Source organism: Streptomyces sp. NPDC045846 (genome assembly GCF_056431605.1).
The window spans coordinates 384,484-398,097 of record NZ_JBWKKJ010000009.1 but is presented as its reverse complement, the minus strand read 5'-3'; the positions used below and the strand labels follow the sequence as shown (position 1 = coordinate 398,097).

Here is a 13,614-nt window from a genome sequence, read left to right as displayed (position 1 = left end):
TTCATCAGACCAAGTCCTCCGTCCCGGCTCGGCGGATGTAGAGGGTGACCATGACCAGGACGATCGCCATCAGGATGAAGGACAGGGCGGCGGCGGTCGGATAGTCCAGGACGCGCAGGAACTGTGACTGGATGACGTTGCCGACCATCTTCTGGTCGGTGGAGCCGAGCAGTTCGGCGTTCACGTAGTCGCCGCTGGCCGGGATGAAGGTGAGCAGGGTGCCGGAGACGACGCCGGGCATGGACAGCGGGAAGGTCACCTTGCGGAAGGTGGTCGCCGGGGTCGCGTAAAGGTCGCCCGCCGCCTCGTGCAGCCGGGAGTCGATGCGCTCCAGGGAGGTGTACAGCGGCAGGATCATGAACGGCAGGAAGTTGTAGGTGAGCCCGCACACCACCGCCATCGGCGTGGCGAGCACCCGGTTGCCCTCGGTCCAGCCCAGCCAGTTGGTGACGTCCAGGACGTGCAGCGAACCCAGCGCGTGCACCACGGGCCCGCCGTCGGCCAGGATCGTCTTCCAGGCGAGCGTGCGGATCAGGAAGCTGGTGAAGAACGGCGCGATGACCAGGACGAGGACCACATTGCGCCAGCGGCCCGCCTTGAAGGCGATCAGATACGCCAGCGGATAGCCCAGCAGCAGGCACAGCAGGGTCGCCGTTCCCGCGTACAGCAGCGAGCGGACGAACTGCGGGTAGTACTCCTTGAAGGCGTCCCAGTAGGTCTGGAAGTGCCAGGTGACCTGGAAGCCCTTCTCGAGCGAGCCGGTCTGTACGGAGGTCGAGGCCTGGTACACCATCGGCAGCGCGAAGAACACGATCAGCCACAGGATGCCGGGCAGCAGCAGCCAGTACGGGACGAGCCGCTTGCGGGTGGACGCCTTGCGGAGCGGCAGCTCCGCCGGCGCTTCGGCGAGGGCGGTCACGCGGCGTCCTCGACCTTCTCGACGCCCGCGTCGATCGCCTGCGCCGCGTCGAGGCCGAAGGTGTGGGCCGGGTTCCAGTGCAGGACGACCTCGGCGCCCGGAACGAGTCCCGCGCGCCTGTCGACGTTCTGCTCGTAGACCGAGAGGCCCTGGCCCGCCGGGGAGTCGACGAGGTACTGGGTGGAGACGCCGATGAAGGACGAGTCGACGATGCGGCCGGGGACGCGGTTGCGGCCCTCGGCGACGGCGCCCTCGTCGTCGCGGTGGGCGAGCGAGATCTTCTCGGGGCGTACGCCGACGAGGAGCTTGCCGCCGCTGCCCGTGGCGGCCGGACATCGTCCGCCGGGCAGCCGCAGCTTGGCGCCACCGGCCGTGACGACCACCTCCTCGCCGGTCCTCTCGACGACCTCGGCCTCGATGAGGTTGGAGGTGCCGAGGAAGTTCGCGACGAACGTGGTCTGCGGGTTCTCGTACAACTCGGCCGGTGCGCCGAGCTGTTCGACCCGCCCGCCGTTCATCACCGCGACGGTGTCGGCCATCGTCATGGCCTCCTCCTGGTCGTGGGTGACGTGGATGAAGGTGATCCCGACCTCGGTCTGGATGCGCTTGAGCTCCAGCTGCATCTGGCGGCGCAGCTTGAGGTCGAGGGCGCCGAGCGGCTCGTCCAGGAGCAGCACCTGGGGGTGGTTGATGAGCGCGCGGGCGACCGCCACGCGCTGCTGCTGGCCGCCGGAGAGCTGGTGCGGCTTGCGCTTGGCGAAGTCGCCGAGCTGCACGAGCTCCAGCATGTCGTCGACCTGCTTCTTCACCGACTTGATGCCCCGCCTGCGCAGCCCGAAGGCGACGTTCTCGGTGACGTCCAGGTGCGGGAAGAGGGCGTAGGACTGGAAGACGGTGTTCACCGGCCGCTTGTAGGGCGGCAGGTCGGTGACGTCCTTGTCGCCGAGGAAGACGGTGCCGGTGCTCGGCTCCTCGAGCCCCGCGATCATGCGGAGGGTGGTGGTCTTGCCACAGCCGGACGCGCCGAGCAGGGCGAAGAACGAGCCCTGCGGGACGGTCAGTTCGAGCGGATGGACGGCGGTGAAGGAGCCGTACGTCTTGCTGATCCCGGTGAGGCGGACATCGCCGCCGGCGGTGCTGTCAGTCATGGGTGGGGTCCCAGGGGGGTCGAGAGGACAGGGGGTAGGGGCGCGGGGAAGCGACCAGCCACGACGCACTCGCAGCCGAAAAGCAGGCGCACCCGCGGAGCGCTCACGCTCCGATGAGCTTGGAGAACTTCTGCTCGTACGCCGTCTCCTCGGCCTCGCTGAGCGAGCGGAAGGAGTGCGACCTGGCGGTCATCGCCTTGTCCGGCAGGATCAGCTCGTTCTGCGCGAGCGCCGGGTCGATCCTGGCGAGTTCGTCGTGGACCCCGTCGACCGGGCACTGGTAGTTGATGAACGCGGCGAGCTTCGCGGCCACCGGCAGCTCGTAGTAGTAGTCGATCAGCTTCTCCGCGTTGCTCTGGTGGCGGGCCTTCGCCGGGACCAGCAGGTTGTCGCTGGAGGTCATGTAACCGGCGGCCGGGATCGCGTACTTGATGTCCGGGTTGTCGGCGCGCAGCTGGGTCACGTCACCGCCCCAGGCGACACAGGCGGCGAGGTCGCCCTTCACCAGGTCACCGGTGTAGTCGTTGCCGGTGAAGCGGCGGATCTGCTGGGTGTCGACGCCCTTCTGGAGCCGCCCGATCGCCTGGTCGAAGTCGGCGTCGGTGAACTTCGCCGGGTCCTTGCCGAGGTCGAGCAGGGTCATCCCGATGGTGTCGCGCATCTCGGACAGGAAGCCGACCCGGCCCTTGAGGCTCGGGTCGTCGAGCAGCTGGGTGATGGAGTCGACCTTCTTGCCGCCGGTCGCCTTGGCGTTGTAGGCGATGACGGTCGGGATGCCGGTCCAGGGGTAGGAGTAGGCGCGGCCGGGGTCCCAGTCGGGCATGCGGAACTGGGGGGCCAGGTTGGCGTACGCGTGCGGCAGGTGCGCCGGGTCGAGCTGCTGCGCCCAGCCGAGCCGGATGAGCCGGGCCGCGAGCCAGTCGGTGAGCACCACGAGGTCCCGGCCGGTGTCCTGGCCGCCCGCGAGCTGCGGCTTGATCTTCCCGAAGAACTCGACGTTGTCGTTGATGTCCTCGGTGTACTTGACCTGGATCCCGGTGCGGCGGGTGAACTCGTCCAGCGTCGGATGGTGCTTCTTGTCGTCGCTGACGTCCATGTACTGCGTCCAGTTGGAGAAGTTGATCTCCTTCTCCTGGGCGGAGTGGTCCGCGTTGGACGGTCCGGTGCCGTTCTCCTTGGTGGCCGCCGGGATGCCGCAGGCGCTCAGGCCGGCGAGGCCGCCGACGGTGAGCGCGCCCACGCCCGAGGCGCGCAGCAGGGAACGGCGGGTCAGGGCGCCCCGGCCGTTGGTCATGCTGCGCCGGATGGCCGCGAGCTGGACCGGGGCGAGGGAGTCCCTCCCCGCTCCGGCCGAGTGGAGAGCTGGGGGGAGGTCGGGCTCGTACTGCTCCATGCGCTGGATGCCCTTTCGGGTGGGTTCGGTGGCCTGGTGGGGCCGCCTCTGCTATCGGTCCCCGAAGATCGTGCGGTGCCAGTCCTTCCTCGGCACCGCTGTGTTGTCGTACATCACATGCTTGACCTGCGTGTACTCCTCGAAGGAGTACGCCGACATGTCCTTTCCGTAACCGCTCGCCTTGTAGCCGCCGTGCGGCATCTCGCTGAGGATCGGGATGTGGTCGTTGATCCACACGCAGCCTGCCTTGATCTCGCGGGTGGCCCGGCCGGTGCGGTACACGTCGCGGCTCCAGGCGGAGGCGGCGAGTCCGTAGGGGGTGTCATTGGCGAGCGCGATGCCCTCGTCGTCGGTGTCGAAGGGCAGCACCACCAGGACCGGGCCGAAGATCTCGGCCTGGACGACCTCGCTGTCCTGGGGGGCGTCCGCGATGAGGGTGGGCCGGTAGTAGGCGCCGTCGTTCCCGGGCGCTTCGCCGCCGGTGACGATCCGTGCGTAGGCCCTGGCCCGCTCGACGAACCCGGCGACGCGGTCGCGGTGGACGTGCGAGATCAGCGGGCCGAGGTCGGTGTCGGGGCGGAACGGGTCGCCGAGCCGGACGGTCTCCATCAGGGCGGCGACCTGCTCGACGAAGGCCTCGTACAGCGGGCGCTGGACGTAGGCGCGGGTGGCGGCCGTGCAGTCCTGGCCCGAGTTGATGAGCGAACCGGCGACCGCGCCGTGCACGGCGGCCTCCAGGTCGGCGTCGTCGAAGACCACGAAGGGCGCCTTGCCGCCGAGTTCGAGGTGGAGGCGCTTGACGGTGCGGGTGGCGATCTCGGCGACCCGCTTGCCCACGGCGGTGGACCCGGTGAAGGAGGTCATCACGACGTCGGGGTGGCCGACGAGGTGCTCGCCCGCGTCCTTCCCGGCACCCGAGACGATGTTGACGACGCCGTCCGGGATCCCGGCCTCCCGCGCGGCCTCGGCGAACAGGAGCGAGGTCAGCGGGGTGGTCTCGGCGGGCTTGAGGACGATGGTGTTGCCCGCCGCGATCGCCGGGAGGATCTTCCAGGCGGCCATCTGGAGCGGGTAGTTCCAGGGCGCGATGGACCCGACGACGCCGAGGGGCTCGCGCCGTACGTACGAGGTGTGGTCGCCGTCGTACTCCCCGGCCGACCTGCCCTCCAGGTGCCGGGCGGCGCCCGCGAAGAACGCCGTGTTGTCGATGGTGCCGGGCACGTCGAACTCCCGGCTCAGCTTGATGGGCTTGCCGCACTGGAGGGACTCGGCCCGGGCGAACTCCTCGGCGCGCTCGGCGAGGATCTCGGCCAGCCGGTGCAGGGCGTCCGAGCGCTCGCCGGGGGTGGCACCGGCCCAGCCGGGGAAGGCCGCCCTGGCCGCGGCGACCGCCGCGTCGACGTCGGCGGGGCCGGCGAGTTCGTAGCTGTAGACCGTGGCCCCGGTCGCCGGGTCGACGACGTCCTGGCGCCGTCCGGAGGTGCCGGGGCGCAGCCGCCCGCCGATGTACTGGGCCCCGGCCGCGAAGCGGTCCTGTGCCGGGAAGCGGTCCTCCACGGGAAAGCGATTGCCGGTGTCGGTGTCCATGTCGCCCACGTTCTTCGTAGCTCCAGCTCGATTTGAGTGACGATCCTGACAGAGCCACATCTGGCCAACAAGTGATTCCGTTGTTGCCTTTTGGTTACGCGACGGAATCTGTCGACCATGTGTCGCGTCGGGGCGGTCCCGGCCCGACGGAGTGTCAGTGGCGCCTGCCAGACTCGCGTGCATGGAAGGGATCACGGGGGATCGCGCGCCGCTGGACGAGCTGATCGCGCAGGTCGAGAACGGTGAACGGATCAAGTTTCTGCATTTCTGGGGACACCGGCCCCAGCGGGACGGCACGCTCGGCCCGAGCTGCTTCAGCCAGTGGTGGCCCTCGCCCTTCACGGTCGACGGCGTCGCGTACGCCACGGCCGAGCACTGGATGATGGCGTCGAAGGCACGGCTGTTCCAGGACGCGGAGGCGGAGCGGGCGGCGCTCACGGCGGCCGGTCCGGCCCAGGCCAAGAAGGCCGGGCGCCTGGTGCGGGGCTTCGACGACACGGTGTGGCAGCGCGAGCGCTACCGGATCGTGCTGGCCGGCAGTCTGCACAAGTTCGGCCAGGACGAGGCGTTGCGGCGGTACCTGCTCGGCACCGGCGGCCGGGTGCTGGTCGAGGCGAGCCCGCTGGACCGGATCTGGGGCATAGGCCTCGCGGCGGACGCACCGGAGGCGGCCGACCCGGCGCGCTGGCGGGGGCTGAACCTGCTGGGCTTCGCGCTGATGGAGGCGCGCGAGCGGCTGCGCTGACGTCCTGCGGCCGCGCGGGGCCGGACCGGAGAGCGGGCCCGCGCCCCGGAGGAAGGGGCCCGTTGCGGGCCCTCCTCCGGGGCGGGTTCCTCAGCGGGCCGAGGAGGCCAGCGCCAGGAAGTTCGAGTAGTCGTCGTAGGTGCTGTGGTGCGTGGGCGCGTTGGCCACCACCACGATCAGCAGCACGAGGATCACGATGCCGAGCACGATGCCGACGATGCCCATGATGATGCCCGCGAGCGCCTGACCCCGGTTGTTCGCCTCACCGCGGGCGACCCTGCCCTTGCCGAGCAGACCGAAGATCAGAGCCAGTGCGCCGAGCACGATCCCGGCGATGCCCCAGGTGCAGATCATCAGCACGCAGGCGGCGATGCCGAGCACCATCGCGGCGGTGCCGAACCCGTTCTGCGGGGCGGGCATCCCGGTCCAGCCGGGGTAGCCGAACGCGGGCTGCTGGCCCGGGTATCCGGGGTAGCCCTGCGCGGGCTGCTGCGGGTAGCTGGGGTAGCCGTAGCTGCCGGGAGCCGCCTGGCCGGACGCGGGCGGCGGCGTCGGGCCGCCGAAGCCGGGGCCGGGCGGGCCGGGGAAGGCGCCGGGCGTCGGCGCGGTGCCGGGAGCGCCCTGCGCCGGTGCGGTGCCCTGGCCCTCGGAGCCGGGCATCGAGACGACGGTCTGCTGGTCGTGGACCGGCGGCTTGTCCAGCGGAACCTTGTGCTCCGGCGGTGCCCAGGGGTCGCGGGGCTCCTGGCCTCCCGACGGCTGCTGGGTGTTGTCTGACATGGGCCTCCCCCATCGTGGTGCCGTCATGCTACGGCCCGGGTTCCGGGCGGCTCCGCCCGGCCTACCATGATCCCCGACGGGCGAAGGCCGTACGCCGCCGACCGCGCGAGGACCCTCGCGGCAGACCCCTGGAGGACCCCATGACCGATCTGCACCCCTTCATCGCGGGGCTGCCCAAGGCCGAGCTCCACGTGCACCACGTCGGCTCCGCGTCACCGCGCATCGTGGCCGAACTCGCCGCCCGCCACGCGGACTCGAAGGTCCCCACCGACCCCGAGGCGCTCGCCGACTACTTCACGTTCACGGACTTCGCGCACTTCATCGAGGTCTACCTCTCGGTCGTGGACCTGATCCGCACCCCGGAGGATGTGCGCCTTCTCACCTTCGAGGTGGCCCGGGACATGGCCCGGCAGAACATCCGCTACGCCGAGCTGACCATCACGCCGTTCTCGTCCACCCGCCGGGGCATCGACGAGCGGGCGTTCATGGACGCGATCGAGGACGCCCGCAAGGCCGCCGAGACCGAGTTCGGGACCGTCCTGCGCTGGTGCTTCGACATTCCGGGCGAGGCCGGTCTCGAGGCCGCCGCCGAGACGGCCCGGCTCGCCACCGAGGACGCGGTGCGCCCCGAGGGCCTGGTCTCCTTCGGCCTCGGCGGCCCCGAGATCGGCGTGCCCCGCCCGCAGTTCAAGCCCTACTTCGACCGGGCCATCGCCGCCGGTCTCCACTCGGTGCCGCACTCGGGAGAGTCCACCGGGCCGCAGTCGATCTGGGACGCGCTGATCGAGCTGCGGGCCGAGCGCATCGGCCACGGCACCAGCGCCACCCAGGACCCGGCGCTGCTCAAGCACCTCGCCGAGCACCGGATCGCCCTGGAGGTCTGCCCGACGTCCAACCTCGCCACCCGGGTGGTGCCCGACCTCGACCAGCACCCCGTACGGGAGATGGTGGCCGCGGGCGTCCTGGTCACCGTCAACAGCGACGACCCGCCGATGTTCGGCAGCGACCTCAACAACGAGTACGCGGTCGCCGCCCGCCTCCTGGACCTGGACGAGCGGGGCCTCGCGGACCTCGCCAAGAACGCCGTCGAGGCCTCCTTCCTGGACGCGGCGGGCAAGGCGCGGCTCGCCGGTGAGATCGACGACTACACCGCGAAGTGGCTCGCCCGCTGACCTCCCGGACCCGGCGCCGGCTGGCTGACCCCGGCGCCGCTCAGCACAATGGCCCCATGCGCACCGTGACAGTCGTGGGACACCGCGGCGACCCGTACCGCGTCCGCGAGAACACCCTGCCCTCCATCGCCTCGGCGCTCGCCCGGGGCGCGGACGCGGTCGAGATCGACGTCCGCACGACCCGGGACGGCGTGCCCGTGCTGCTGCACGACGACACCCTCAAACGGCTGTGGGACTTCGACCGTCCGCTGGCCGAGCTGCCGTACGAGGAGGTGCGCGAGGTCACCGGCGGCGGGGTTCCCACGCTGCGCCAGGCTCTGATGACGGCCGGCGCGCACCGGGTGATGCTCGATCTGCCGGGCGCGGGCCAGGAGGCGGTGCGCACGGTGGTGGGCACGGTCCGCGAGTGCGGGGCGGGCGGGCGCGTCCACTACTGCGGGGGGCCGGTCGCCATGCTGCACGTCCGCGCCGCCGACCCGCACGCCGAGATCGCGCTCAGCTGGACTTCCTCGGCCCCGCCGCGGCCCTCACTGATCGACGCCGTGCGGCCACGCTGGCTCAACTACCGCTTCGGGCTGGTCAGTTCGGAGCTGGTGGCGCGGGTGCACCGGGACGGGATGCTCGTCTCGGCATGGACCGCGGACACCGCGCGCACCATGCGGCGGCTCGTCGGGCACGGCGTGGACTCGATCACCACCAACCGGGTGGACACGCTGTACGGCATCCTGTCCGGGCGGTAACGGGGGCACTTTTCGGAACGACCGGGGGGACACGGGGTGGGCAAGGAGACATGGGCCGCACGGCTGCGGACGGCGAACGGCTGGGCGGTCGACATCGGCCTGGCCCTGCTGGTGCAGGTGGCGGTGTCGATCCCGTTCGTCGTGGACCGGCCCGACGGGCTGCGCCCGGCCACCTGGGCCGACTACGCGATGACCTCGCTCGGCGTCCTGCCCCTCGTGTGGCGGCGCCGCGCCCCGGTCGCGGTGACGCTGGCGGTCCTGGCGGCGGGAGCGGCGTACAAGCTGACCCTGGACGGGCCCGGCCAGCCGCTGCCGTACGCGGGGCTCGTCGCCCTCTACACGGTCGCGGCGCTGTCCTCGGCGCGCCGCAGGATCGGGATCGCCGCACTGGTCGCGGCGCTGATCCTGCCCTCGGTGGCGCTCAACACCCAGGACGCCAAGGAGCTGATGTTCTCCCTCTTCGTCTTCGGCGCCGCGTACGCGCTCGGGCGGCTCACCCACACCCGGCAGGCCTACACCGCGGCCGTCGAGGACCGCGCGGCGCAGCTGGAGCGGGCCAACCGCATCGAGGCCGAGCAGGCGACGGCGCGTGAACGGGCCCGGATCGCGCGGGAGATGCACGACATCCTGTCGCACGCCGTCAGCATCATGATCGTGCAGGCCGAGGCGGGCCCGCTGGCCGTGCGGGCCGCGCCCGCCCGGGCGGAGGCCGCCTTCGAGGCGATCTCCGAGACGGGCCGGGACGCCATGGTGCAGCTGCGCCGGATGCTGGGGGTGCTGCGCGAGGAGACCGCCCCCGACGGCCCGGCCGCCCCGCGCGAGCCGCAACCGGGGATCGCGGCGCTGCCCGCGCTCGTCGAACGGGTCTCGCTCGGCGGCCCGCCGGTCGCCTACGAGGTGACGGGCGCCCCGCGCCCGCTTCCGCCGGACACGGAGGCCACCGTGTACCGGATCGTGCAGGAGGCCCTGACGAACACGGTCAAGCACGCGGCGGCCCGGACGGGCTCCGTCCAACTCACCTACGCCGACGAGGAGTTGACCATCACGGTCCTGGACGACGGGCGCGGCCCCGGCGCCGTGCCCGGACCCGGCACCGGGCACGGGCTCGTCGGCGTCCACGAGCGGGCCGTGGCACACGGCGGCAGCGCCCGGGCGGGCGCGGGTCCGGGCGGCCGGGGCTTCGAGGTCAGGGCCGTCATCCCGCTGGACGGCCTCGCCCGCGCGGCGCAGGACAGCGCCTCGGTAACCTCCTCGGCGGAGGTGGGGACGTGACGATCCGTGTGGTGGTGGCCGACGACCAGGAACTGGTGCGCAGCGGCTTCGCGCTGATCCTGGACATGCAGCCGGACATCGAGGTGGTGGCCGAGGTCGGCGACGGCGCCCAGGCCGTGGAGGCCGTGCGCCGCCTCGCGCCCGATGTGGCGCTGCTCGACATCCGCATGCCGCGCCTGGACGGCATCGAGGCCTGCCGCGCGATCAGCGCGGCCGGGCCCTGCCGCACGGTGATGCTGACCACCTTCGACGCCGACGAGTACGTCTACGAGGCGCTGCACGCGGGGGCGAGCGGCTTCCTCCTCAAGGACGTCCGGCGGGACGACCTGGTGCACGCCGTGCGGGTGGTGGCGGCCGGGGACGCGCTGCTCGCGCCGTCGGTGGCGCGCCGGCTGGTCGCCGCGTACACCTCGCGGCCCGCCGCCCCGAGCCCCTCCGCTCGGCTGGACGCCCTGACCGCGCGCGAGCGCGAGACGCTGCTCCTGCTCGGCCGGGGCCTGTCCAACGCCGAGATCGCGGCCGAGCTGACCGTGTCCGAGCACACCGTGAAGACGCACGTCGGCAACGTGCTGGCCAAGCTCGGGCTGCGCGACCGCGTCCAGGCGGTCATCTGCGCGTACGAGACGGGCCTGATCGAGGCGGGCGCCCCTTCCTGAGCACGGCCCCAGGGGGGACTCGCTCGCGCGGGGGAGCGAGCCGTCGCCCAACTCCCCCGCGCCGGTGAGAAGTCGGCCCGCCGGAACCGTCCGCGCAGGCGATCCGCCCGGGGCCCGCGCTCAGCAGGATGGAGTCCATCAGCACACCGGACCGTCCGAGCACGGAGACCCCACCATGAACACCCGCACCCGCACCACCTTGATCGCCACCGCCCTGGTCCTGGGGATCTCGGCGGGCCCGGCCACCGCCGCCTCCCCCGCCCCCCAGGCCGCCCCGGCCGCCGCGCAGCGGACCAGCGCCAGCCTCGACACCGCGGCCCTGCGCGCGGCCATCGCCACGGCGGGACGGCCGGGGGCCGACGCGACCGCCGCACTCGTCCGCGTCGGCGGCGGCGACGGACGCTGGACCGGCAGCGCCGGGGTGCACGACCTGACGAGCGGCACCCCGGCGGACCCGAACGCGCGGTTCCGGGCCGGGTCGGTCACCAAGGTCTTCACCGCGGCGATGGTGCTCCAGCTCGCGGGCGAGGGCCGCATCGACCTGAACCGGCCCGCGCGCGCCTATCTGCCGGACCTGATCCCGGCCGCGTACGCGGAGGTGACGGTGCGTCAGCTGCTCAACCACACCAGCGGCATCCCGTCGGTCGGCTCGCCCGACGACTCCCTGGAGTACCTGTACGCGCACCGCTTCGAGGCCCGCGACCCGGCCGACGTGGTGCGCGAGGCGACCGCCCAGAAGCCCGACTTCGCGCCGGGGACCGCCCAGCACTACGACAACATCGGCTACACCGTGGCGGGCCTGCTGATCGAGCGGGTCACCTCGGACACCTACGCTCACCAGCTCACCGCCCGCATCCTGCGGCCGCTGCACCTCAGGGACACCTATGTGCCCGGCGCCGACCCCACCATCCGCGGCCCGCACAACCACGGCTACCAGGTGTTCGCGAAGCCGGACGGCTCGACCGAACTGCGGGACGTCACGGTGTGGGGCGCCGGGGACACCTTCGCCGCGGGCGACCTGATCTCCACCACCGCCGACCTGGAGCGCTTCACGCGGGCGCTGTTCACCGGCCAGGTGGTGCGCGGCGCGCAGCTCAAGGAGATGTTCACGCTGCCCGGCCCGTCGGTGCGCACCATGGGGACCGGCAAGCCCGCCGCGTACAGCGCGGGCCTGTCGACGATGCGGATCGGCGGCCACGACGTGTGGGGCAAGACGGGCGGCCGCTGGGGCTACAACACGGTGATCGCGGCCACCCTTTCGCCCGCCGGAGCGCTGTCGCGGACGCTGGTCTACAGCGTCAACTCCACGGACGCCAAGGGCACCGACATGAATCCCACCGCCCAGCGGATCGTGCTGGCCGCCTTCGGCGCCCCGGACCGCGCCTGACCCTCACGCCGGTACGGGCGCGCCCACCGCCTCCAGGGTCTTGATCTTGCGCCGCACCATGAACAGCGGGATCACGCCGAACACCCCGAACGACATGTCGATCACCGACCACCAGAAGGGGATGCCCCGGACGGGTCCGCAGATCAGCGCGAGGGGGATGATCCCCGCGCAGGCGATCATCCCGAACTCCACGACCCAGATGTTGCGTACGGGGTCGCGCAGCGGCCCGCAGAAGGCGACCGCGATGACGAGGTGGGCGAAGGCCAGCCAGTCCGTGCCGTACAGCAGGAACGGGTACTCGGCGTCCGCCGAGTCCAGCCCCGCGCGCACCCGGTCGATCCAGCGGGCCGCCCCCGGCAGCCAGTCGCCCAGCGGCGTGTTCCGCACCAGGGACTGCGTCCAGTGCAGTTCGTGGACCAGGGGGAAGGCCGTCAGACCGCTCAGCACGAGGCAGACGACGAAGACGACCAGCCACACGCGGATACGCCGCACCAGGGCGTTTCGCTCGCTCATGATCACAGCGTACGCCCCTGTTGAACGCGTTCAAAACCTGGTCCAGGGTGCGGTCACAGGCCCACGATCGCGTTCCAGCGCTTGGCGAACTCGACCCGCTCCTCGGAGGTGATGTCCCGGGCGATCGCGAGACGGCCGCGCATCGCGTCGTCCGGGAAGATCAGCGGGTCCTCGGCGAGTTCGGCCTCGTCCTTGTTCTTGGAGGAGGCGAGGACGTCGCGGGCGGCCGGCACCGGGCAGACGTAGTTGACCGAGGCGGCCAGCTCGGCTGCGACCCTCGGGTCGTAGTAGTAGTCGACGAGCGCCTCGGCGTTGGTCTTGTGGCGGGCCAGGTTGGGGATCATCATCGACTCCGCCCAGAGCTCCGCGCCCTCCTCGGGCACCACGAACTCGATGTCGGGGTTGTCGGCCTTCAGCTGGAACACGTCTCCGCTGTAGGCCTGACAGGCCAGCACGTCGCCCTTGTTGAGGTCGCTGGTGTAGTCGTTGCCGGTGAAGCGCCGGATCTGCTTCCGCGCCACCAGCTTCTCGATCTGGTCGCACATCCGGTGGAAGTCGGCCGCGGTCCACTTCGTGATGTCGACGCCGTTGCCCTGCATCAGGAGCGCGAACGACTCGTCGAGCCCGGAGAACAGCGTGACCTTCCCCGCGAGCCGCGGGTCCCACAGATCGCGGACGTGCTTGATCTCGCGGCCGAGCCTCTTCCTGTTGTACGCGATGCCGGTGATCCCGGACTGCCACGGGACGCTGTGCAGACGCCCCTTGTCGAAGGCGGGCGTGCGCAGTTGGGGGTCGAGGTAGCGGGCGACGTTGGGCTGCTTGGCCCGGTCCATCTCCTGAACCCAGCCGAGCCGCACGAACCGGGCCGCCATCCAGTCGCTGATCACCATGAGGTCCCGGCCGGTCTCCTGATGGTTCATCAGGGCCGGGCTGATCTTCCCGAAGAACTCGTCGTTGTCGTTGATCTCCTCGGTGTACGTGACGGAGATCCCGGTGTTCCTGGCGAACGCGTCGAGGGTGGGGCGCTTGGAGGCGTCCTTGTCGTCGACGTCTATGTAGAGCGGCCAGTTGGCGAAGGTGAGGGACCGGTCGGCCGCCGAGCGGTCGCGCCCGGCCCGGTCGCCCGGTTCGACGTACGCCGCGGGGACCCCGCAGCCGGCCAGCGCGGCCAGCGCGGCGCCGCCGCCGAGGGAGCGCAGGAGGCTGCGGCGGGAGAAGGGGCTGGCTGCGGGGAAGGCGGTCGGTCGCATTCCGGCAGGATGCCCGGGCCGCGCGGAGCGTTCAATGGACGGTGCGTACAGC

At 71.7% G+C, this 13,614-nt stretch carries 13 protein-coding genes; 6 read left to right on the top strand and 7 right to left on the bottom strand.

What is annotated here, in order from left to right; translation table 11 throughout:
* Positions 1-4: 4 nt before the first annotated feature.
* From AC07F3_RS26715 to AC07F3_RS26700, 4 genes are all read right to left on the bottom strand, one after another.
* Positions 5-919, bottom strand: a complete 915-nt coding sequence (locus AC07F3_RS26715; RefSeq protein WP_479116960.1) for an ABC transporter permease — start codon at positions 917-919, stop codon at positions 5-7.
* On the bottom strand, positions 916-2,067 hold the full coding sequence (locus AC07F3_RS26710) for an ABC transporter ATP-binding protein (protein ID WP_479116959.1): 1,152 nt from the start codon (positions 2,065-2,067) through the stop codon (positions 916-918). The genes AC07F3_RS26715 and AC07F3_RS26710 overlap by 4 nt, the downstream gene beginning before the upstream one ends.
* Positions 2,068-2,170: 103 nt before the next feature.
* Positions 2,171-3,460 (bottom strand): polyamine ABC transporter substrate-binding protein, encoded by a 1,290-nt coding sequence (locus AC07F3_RS26705; protein WP_479116958.1) that lies wholly within the window; start codon positions 3,458-3,460, stop codon positions 2,171-2,173.
* A 51-nt stretch (positions 3,461-3,511) separates the two neighbouring features.
* The gene (locus AC07F3_RS26700; RefSeq protein WP_479116957.1) at positions 3,512-5,047 is read right to left on the bottom strand and encodes a gamma-aminobutyraldehyde dehydrogenase; all 1,536 of its coding nucleotides are present in this window, start codon (positions 5,045-5,047) and stop codon (positions 3,512-3,514) included.
* A 181-nt stretch (positions 5,048-5,228) separates the two neighbouring features.
* Between AC07F3_RS26700 and AC07F3_RS26695 the strand changes: the two genes are divergently transcribed.
* On the top strand, positions 5,229-5,792 hold the full coding sequence (locus AC07F3_RS26695) for an NADAR family protein (protein WP_479116956.1): 564 nt from the start codon (positions 5,229-5,231) through the stop codon (positions 5,790-5,792).
* 90 nt (positions 5,793-5,882) lie between these two features.
* Here the strand turns inward: AC07F3_RS26695 and AC07F3_RS26690 are convergent, their stop codons facing one another.
* Complete coding sequence (locus tag AC07F3_RS26690; protein WP_479116955.1) at positions 5,883-6,572, bottom strand: DUF4190 domain-containing protein; 690 nt, start codon at positions 6,570-6,572, stop codon at positions 5,883-5,885.
* 140 nt (positions 6,573-6,712) lie between these two features.
* Here AC07F3_RS26690 and AC07F3_RS26685 point away from each other — a divergent pair, with 140 nt between their 5' ends.
* From AC07F3_RS26685 to AC07F3_RS26665, 5 genes are all read left to right on the top strand, one after another.
* Complete coding sequence (locus AC07F3_RS26685) at positions 6,713-7,744, top strand: adenosine deaminase (RefSeq protein WP_479116954.1); 1,032 nt, start codon at positions 6,713-6,715, stop codon at positions 7,742-7,744.
* 56 nt (positions 7,745-7,800) lie between these two features.
* Positions 7,801-8,484, top strand: a complete 684-nt coding sequence (locus tag AC07F3_RS26680; RefSeq protein ID WP_479116953.1) for a glycerophosphodiester phosphodiesterase — start codon at positions 7,801-7,803, stop codon at positions 8,482-8,484.
* 36 nt (positions 8,485-8,520) lie between these two features.
* Positions 8,521-9,756: a sensor histidine kinase gene (locus AC07F3_RS26675; RefSeq protein ID WP_479116952.1), complete on the top strand. Its 1,236-nt coding sequence runs from the start codon at positions 8,521-8,523 to the stop codon at positions 9,754-9,756.
* A complete protein-coding gene (locus AC07F3_RS26670; RefSeq protein WP_479116951.1) occupies positions 9,753-10,412 on the top strand; it encodes a response regulator in 660 nt (219 codons plus the stop codon). The genes AC07F3_RS26675 and AC07F3_RS26670 overlap by 4 nt, the downstream gene beginning before the upstream one ends.
* 175 nt (positions 10,413-10,587) lie before the next feature.
* Entirely contained in the window at positions 10,588-11,799 is a 1,212-nt protein-coding gene (locus AC07F3_RS26665) for a serine hydrolase domain-containing protein (RefSeq protein WP_479116950.1), read from the top strand.
* A 3-nt stretch (positions 11,800-11,802) separates the two neighbouring features.
* Here AC07F3_RS26665 and AC07F3_RS26660 read toward each other — a convergent pair whose 3' ends face one another.
* Both AC07F3_RS26660 and AC07F3_RS26655 read right to left on the bottom strand, forming a co-directional pair.
* Positions 11,803-12,312 (bottom strand): hypothetical protein, encoded by a 510-nt coding sequence (locus AC07F3_RS26660; protein WP_479116949.1) that lies wholly within the window; start codon positions 12,310-12,312, stop codon positions 11,803-11,805.
* A 53-nt stretch (positions 12,313-12,365) separates the two neighbouring features.
* Entirely contained in the window at positions 12,366-13,562 is a 1,197-nt protein-coding gene (locus AC07F3_RS26655; protein WP_479116948.1) for a polyamine ABC transporter substrate-binding protein, read from the bottom strand.
* Positions 13,563-13,614: the final 52 nt, after the last annotated feature.

What these genes read in the sequence shown, in the direction of transcription:
- AC07F3_RS26690 (WP_479116955.1), bottom strand. Translation starts at nt 6,572, where the DNA reads ATGTCAGACAACACCCAGCAGCCGTCGGGAGGCCAGGAGCCCCGCGAC.
- AC07F3_RS26685 (WP_479116954.1), top strand. Translation starts at nt 6,713, where the DNA reads ATGACCGATCTGCACCCCTTCATCGCGGGGCTGCCCAAGGCCGAGCTC.
- AC07F3_RS26695 (WP_479116956.1), top strand. Translation starts at nt 5,229, where the DNA reads ATGGAAGGGATCACGGGGGATCGCGCGCCGCTGGACGAGCTGATCGCG.
- AC07F3_RS26700 (WP_479116957.1), bottom strand. Translation starts at nt 5,047, where the DNA reads ATGGACACCGACACCGGCAATCGCTTTCCCGTGGAGGACCGCTTCCCG.
- AC07F3_RS26710 (WP_479116959.1), bottom strand. Translation starts at nt 2,067, where the DNA reads ATGACTGACAGCACCGCCGGCGGCGATGTCCGCCTCACCGGGATCAGC.
- AC07F3_RS26660 (WP_479116949.1), bottom strand. Translation starts at nt 12,312, where the DNA reads ATGAGCGAGCGAAACGCCCTGGTGCGGCGTATCCGCGTGTGGCTGGTC.
- AC07F3_RS26655 (WP_479116948.1), bottom strand. Translation starts at nt 13,562, where the DNA reads ATGCGACCGACCGCCTTCCCCGCAGCCAGCCCCTTCTCCCGCCGCAGC.
- AC07F3_RS26705 (WP_479116958.1), bottom strand. Translation starts at nt 3,460, where the DNA reads ATGGAGCAGTACGAGCCCGACCTCCCCCCAGCTCTCCACTCGGCCGGA.
- AC07F3_RS26680 (WP_479116953.1), top strand. Translation starts at nt 7,801, where the DNA reads ATGCGCACCGTGACAGTCGTGGGACACCGCGGCGACCCGTACCGCGTC.
- AC07F3_RS26665 (WP_479116950.1), top strand. Translation starts at nt 10,588, where the DNA reads ATGAACACCCGCACCCGCACCACCTTGATCGCCACCGCCCTGGTCCTG.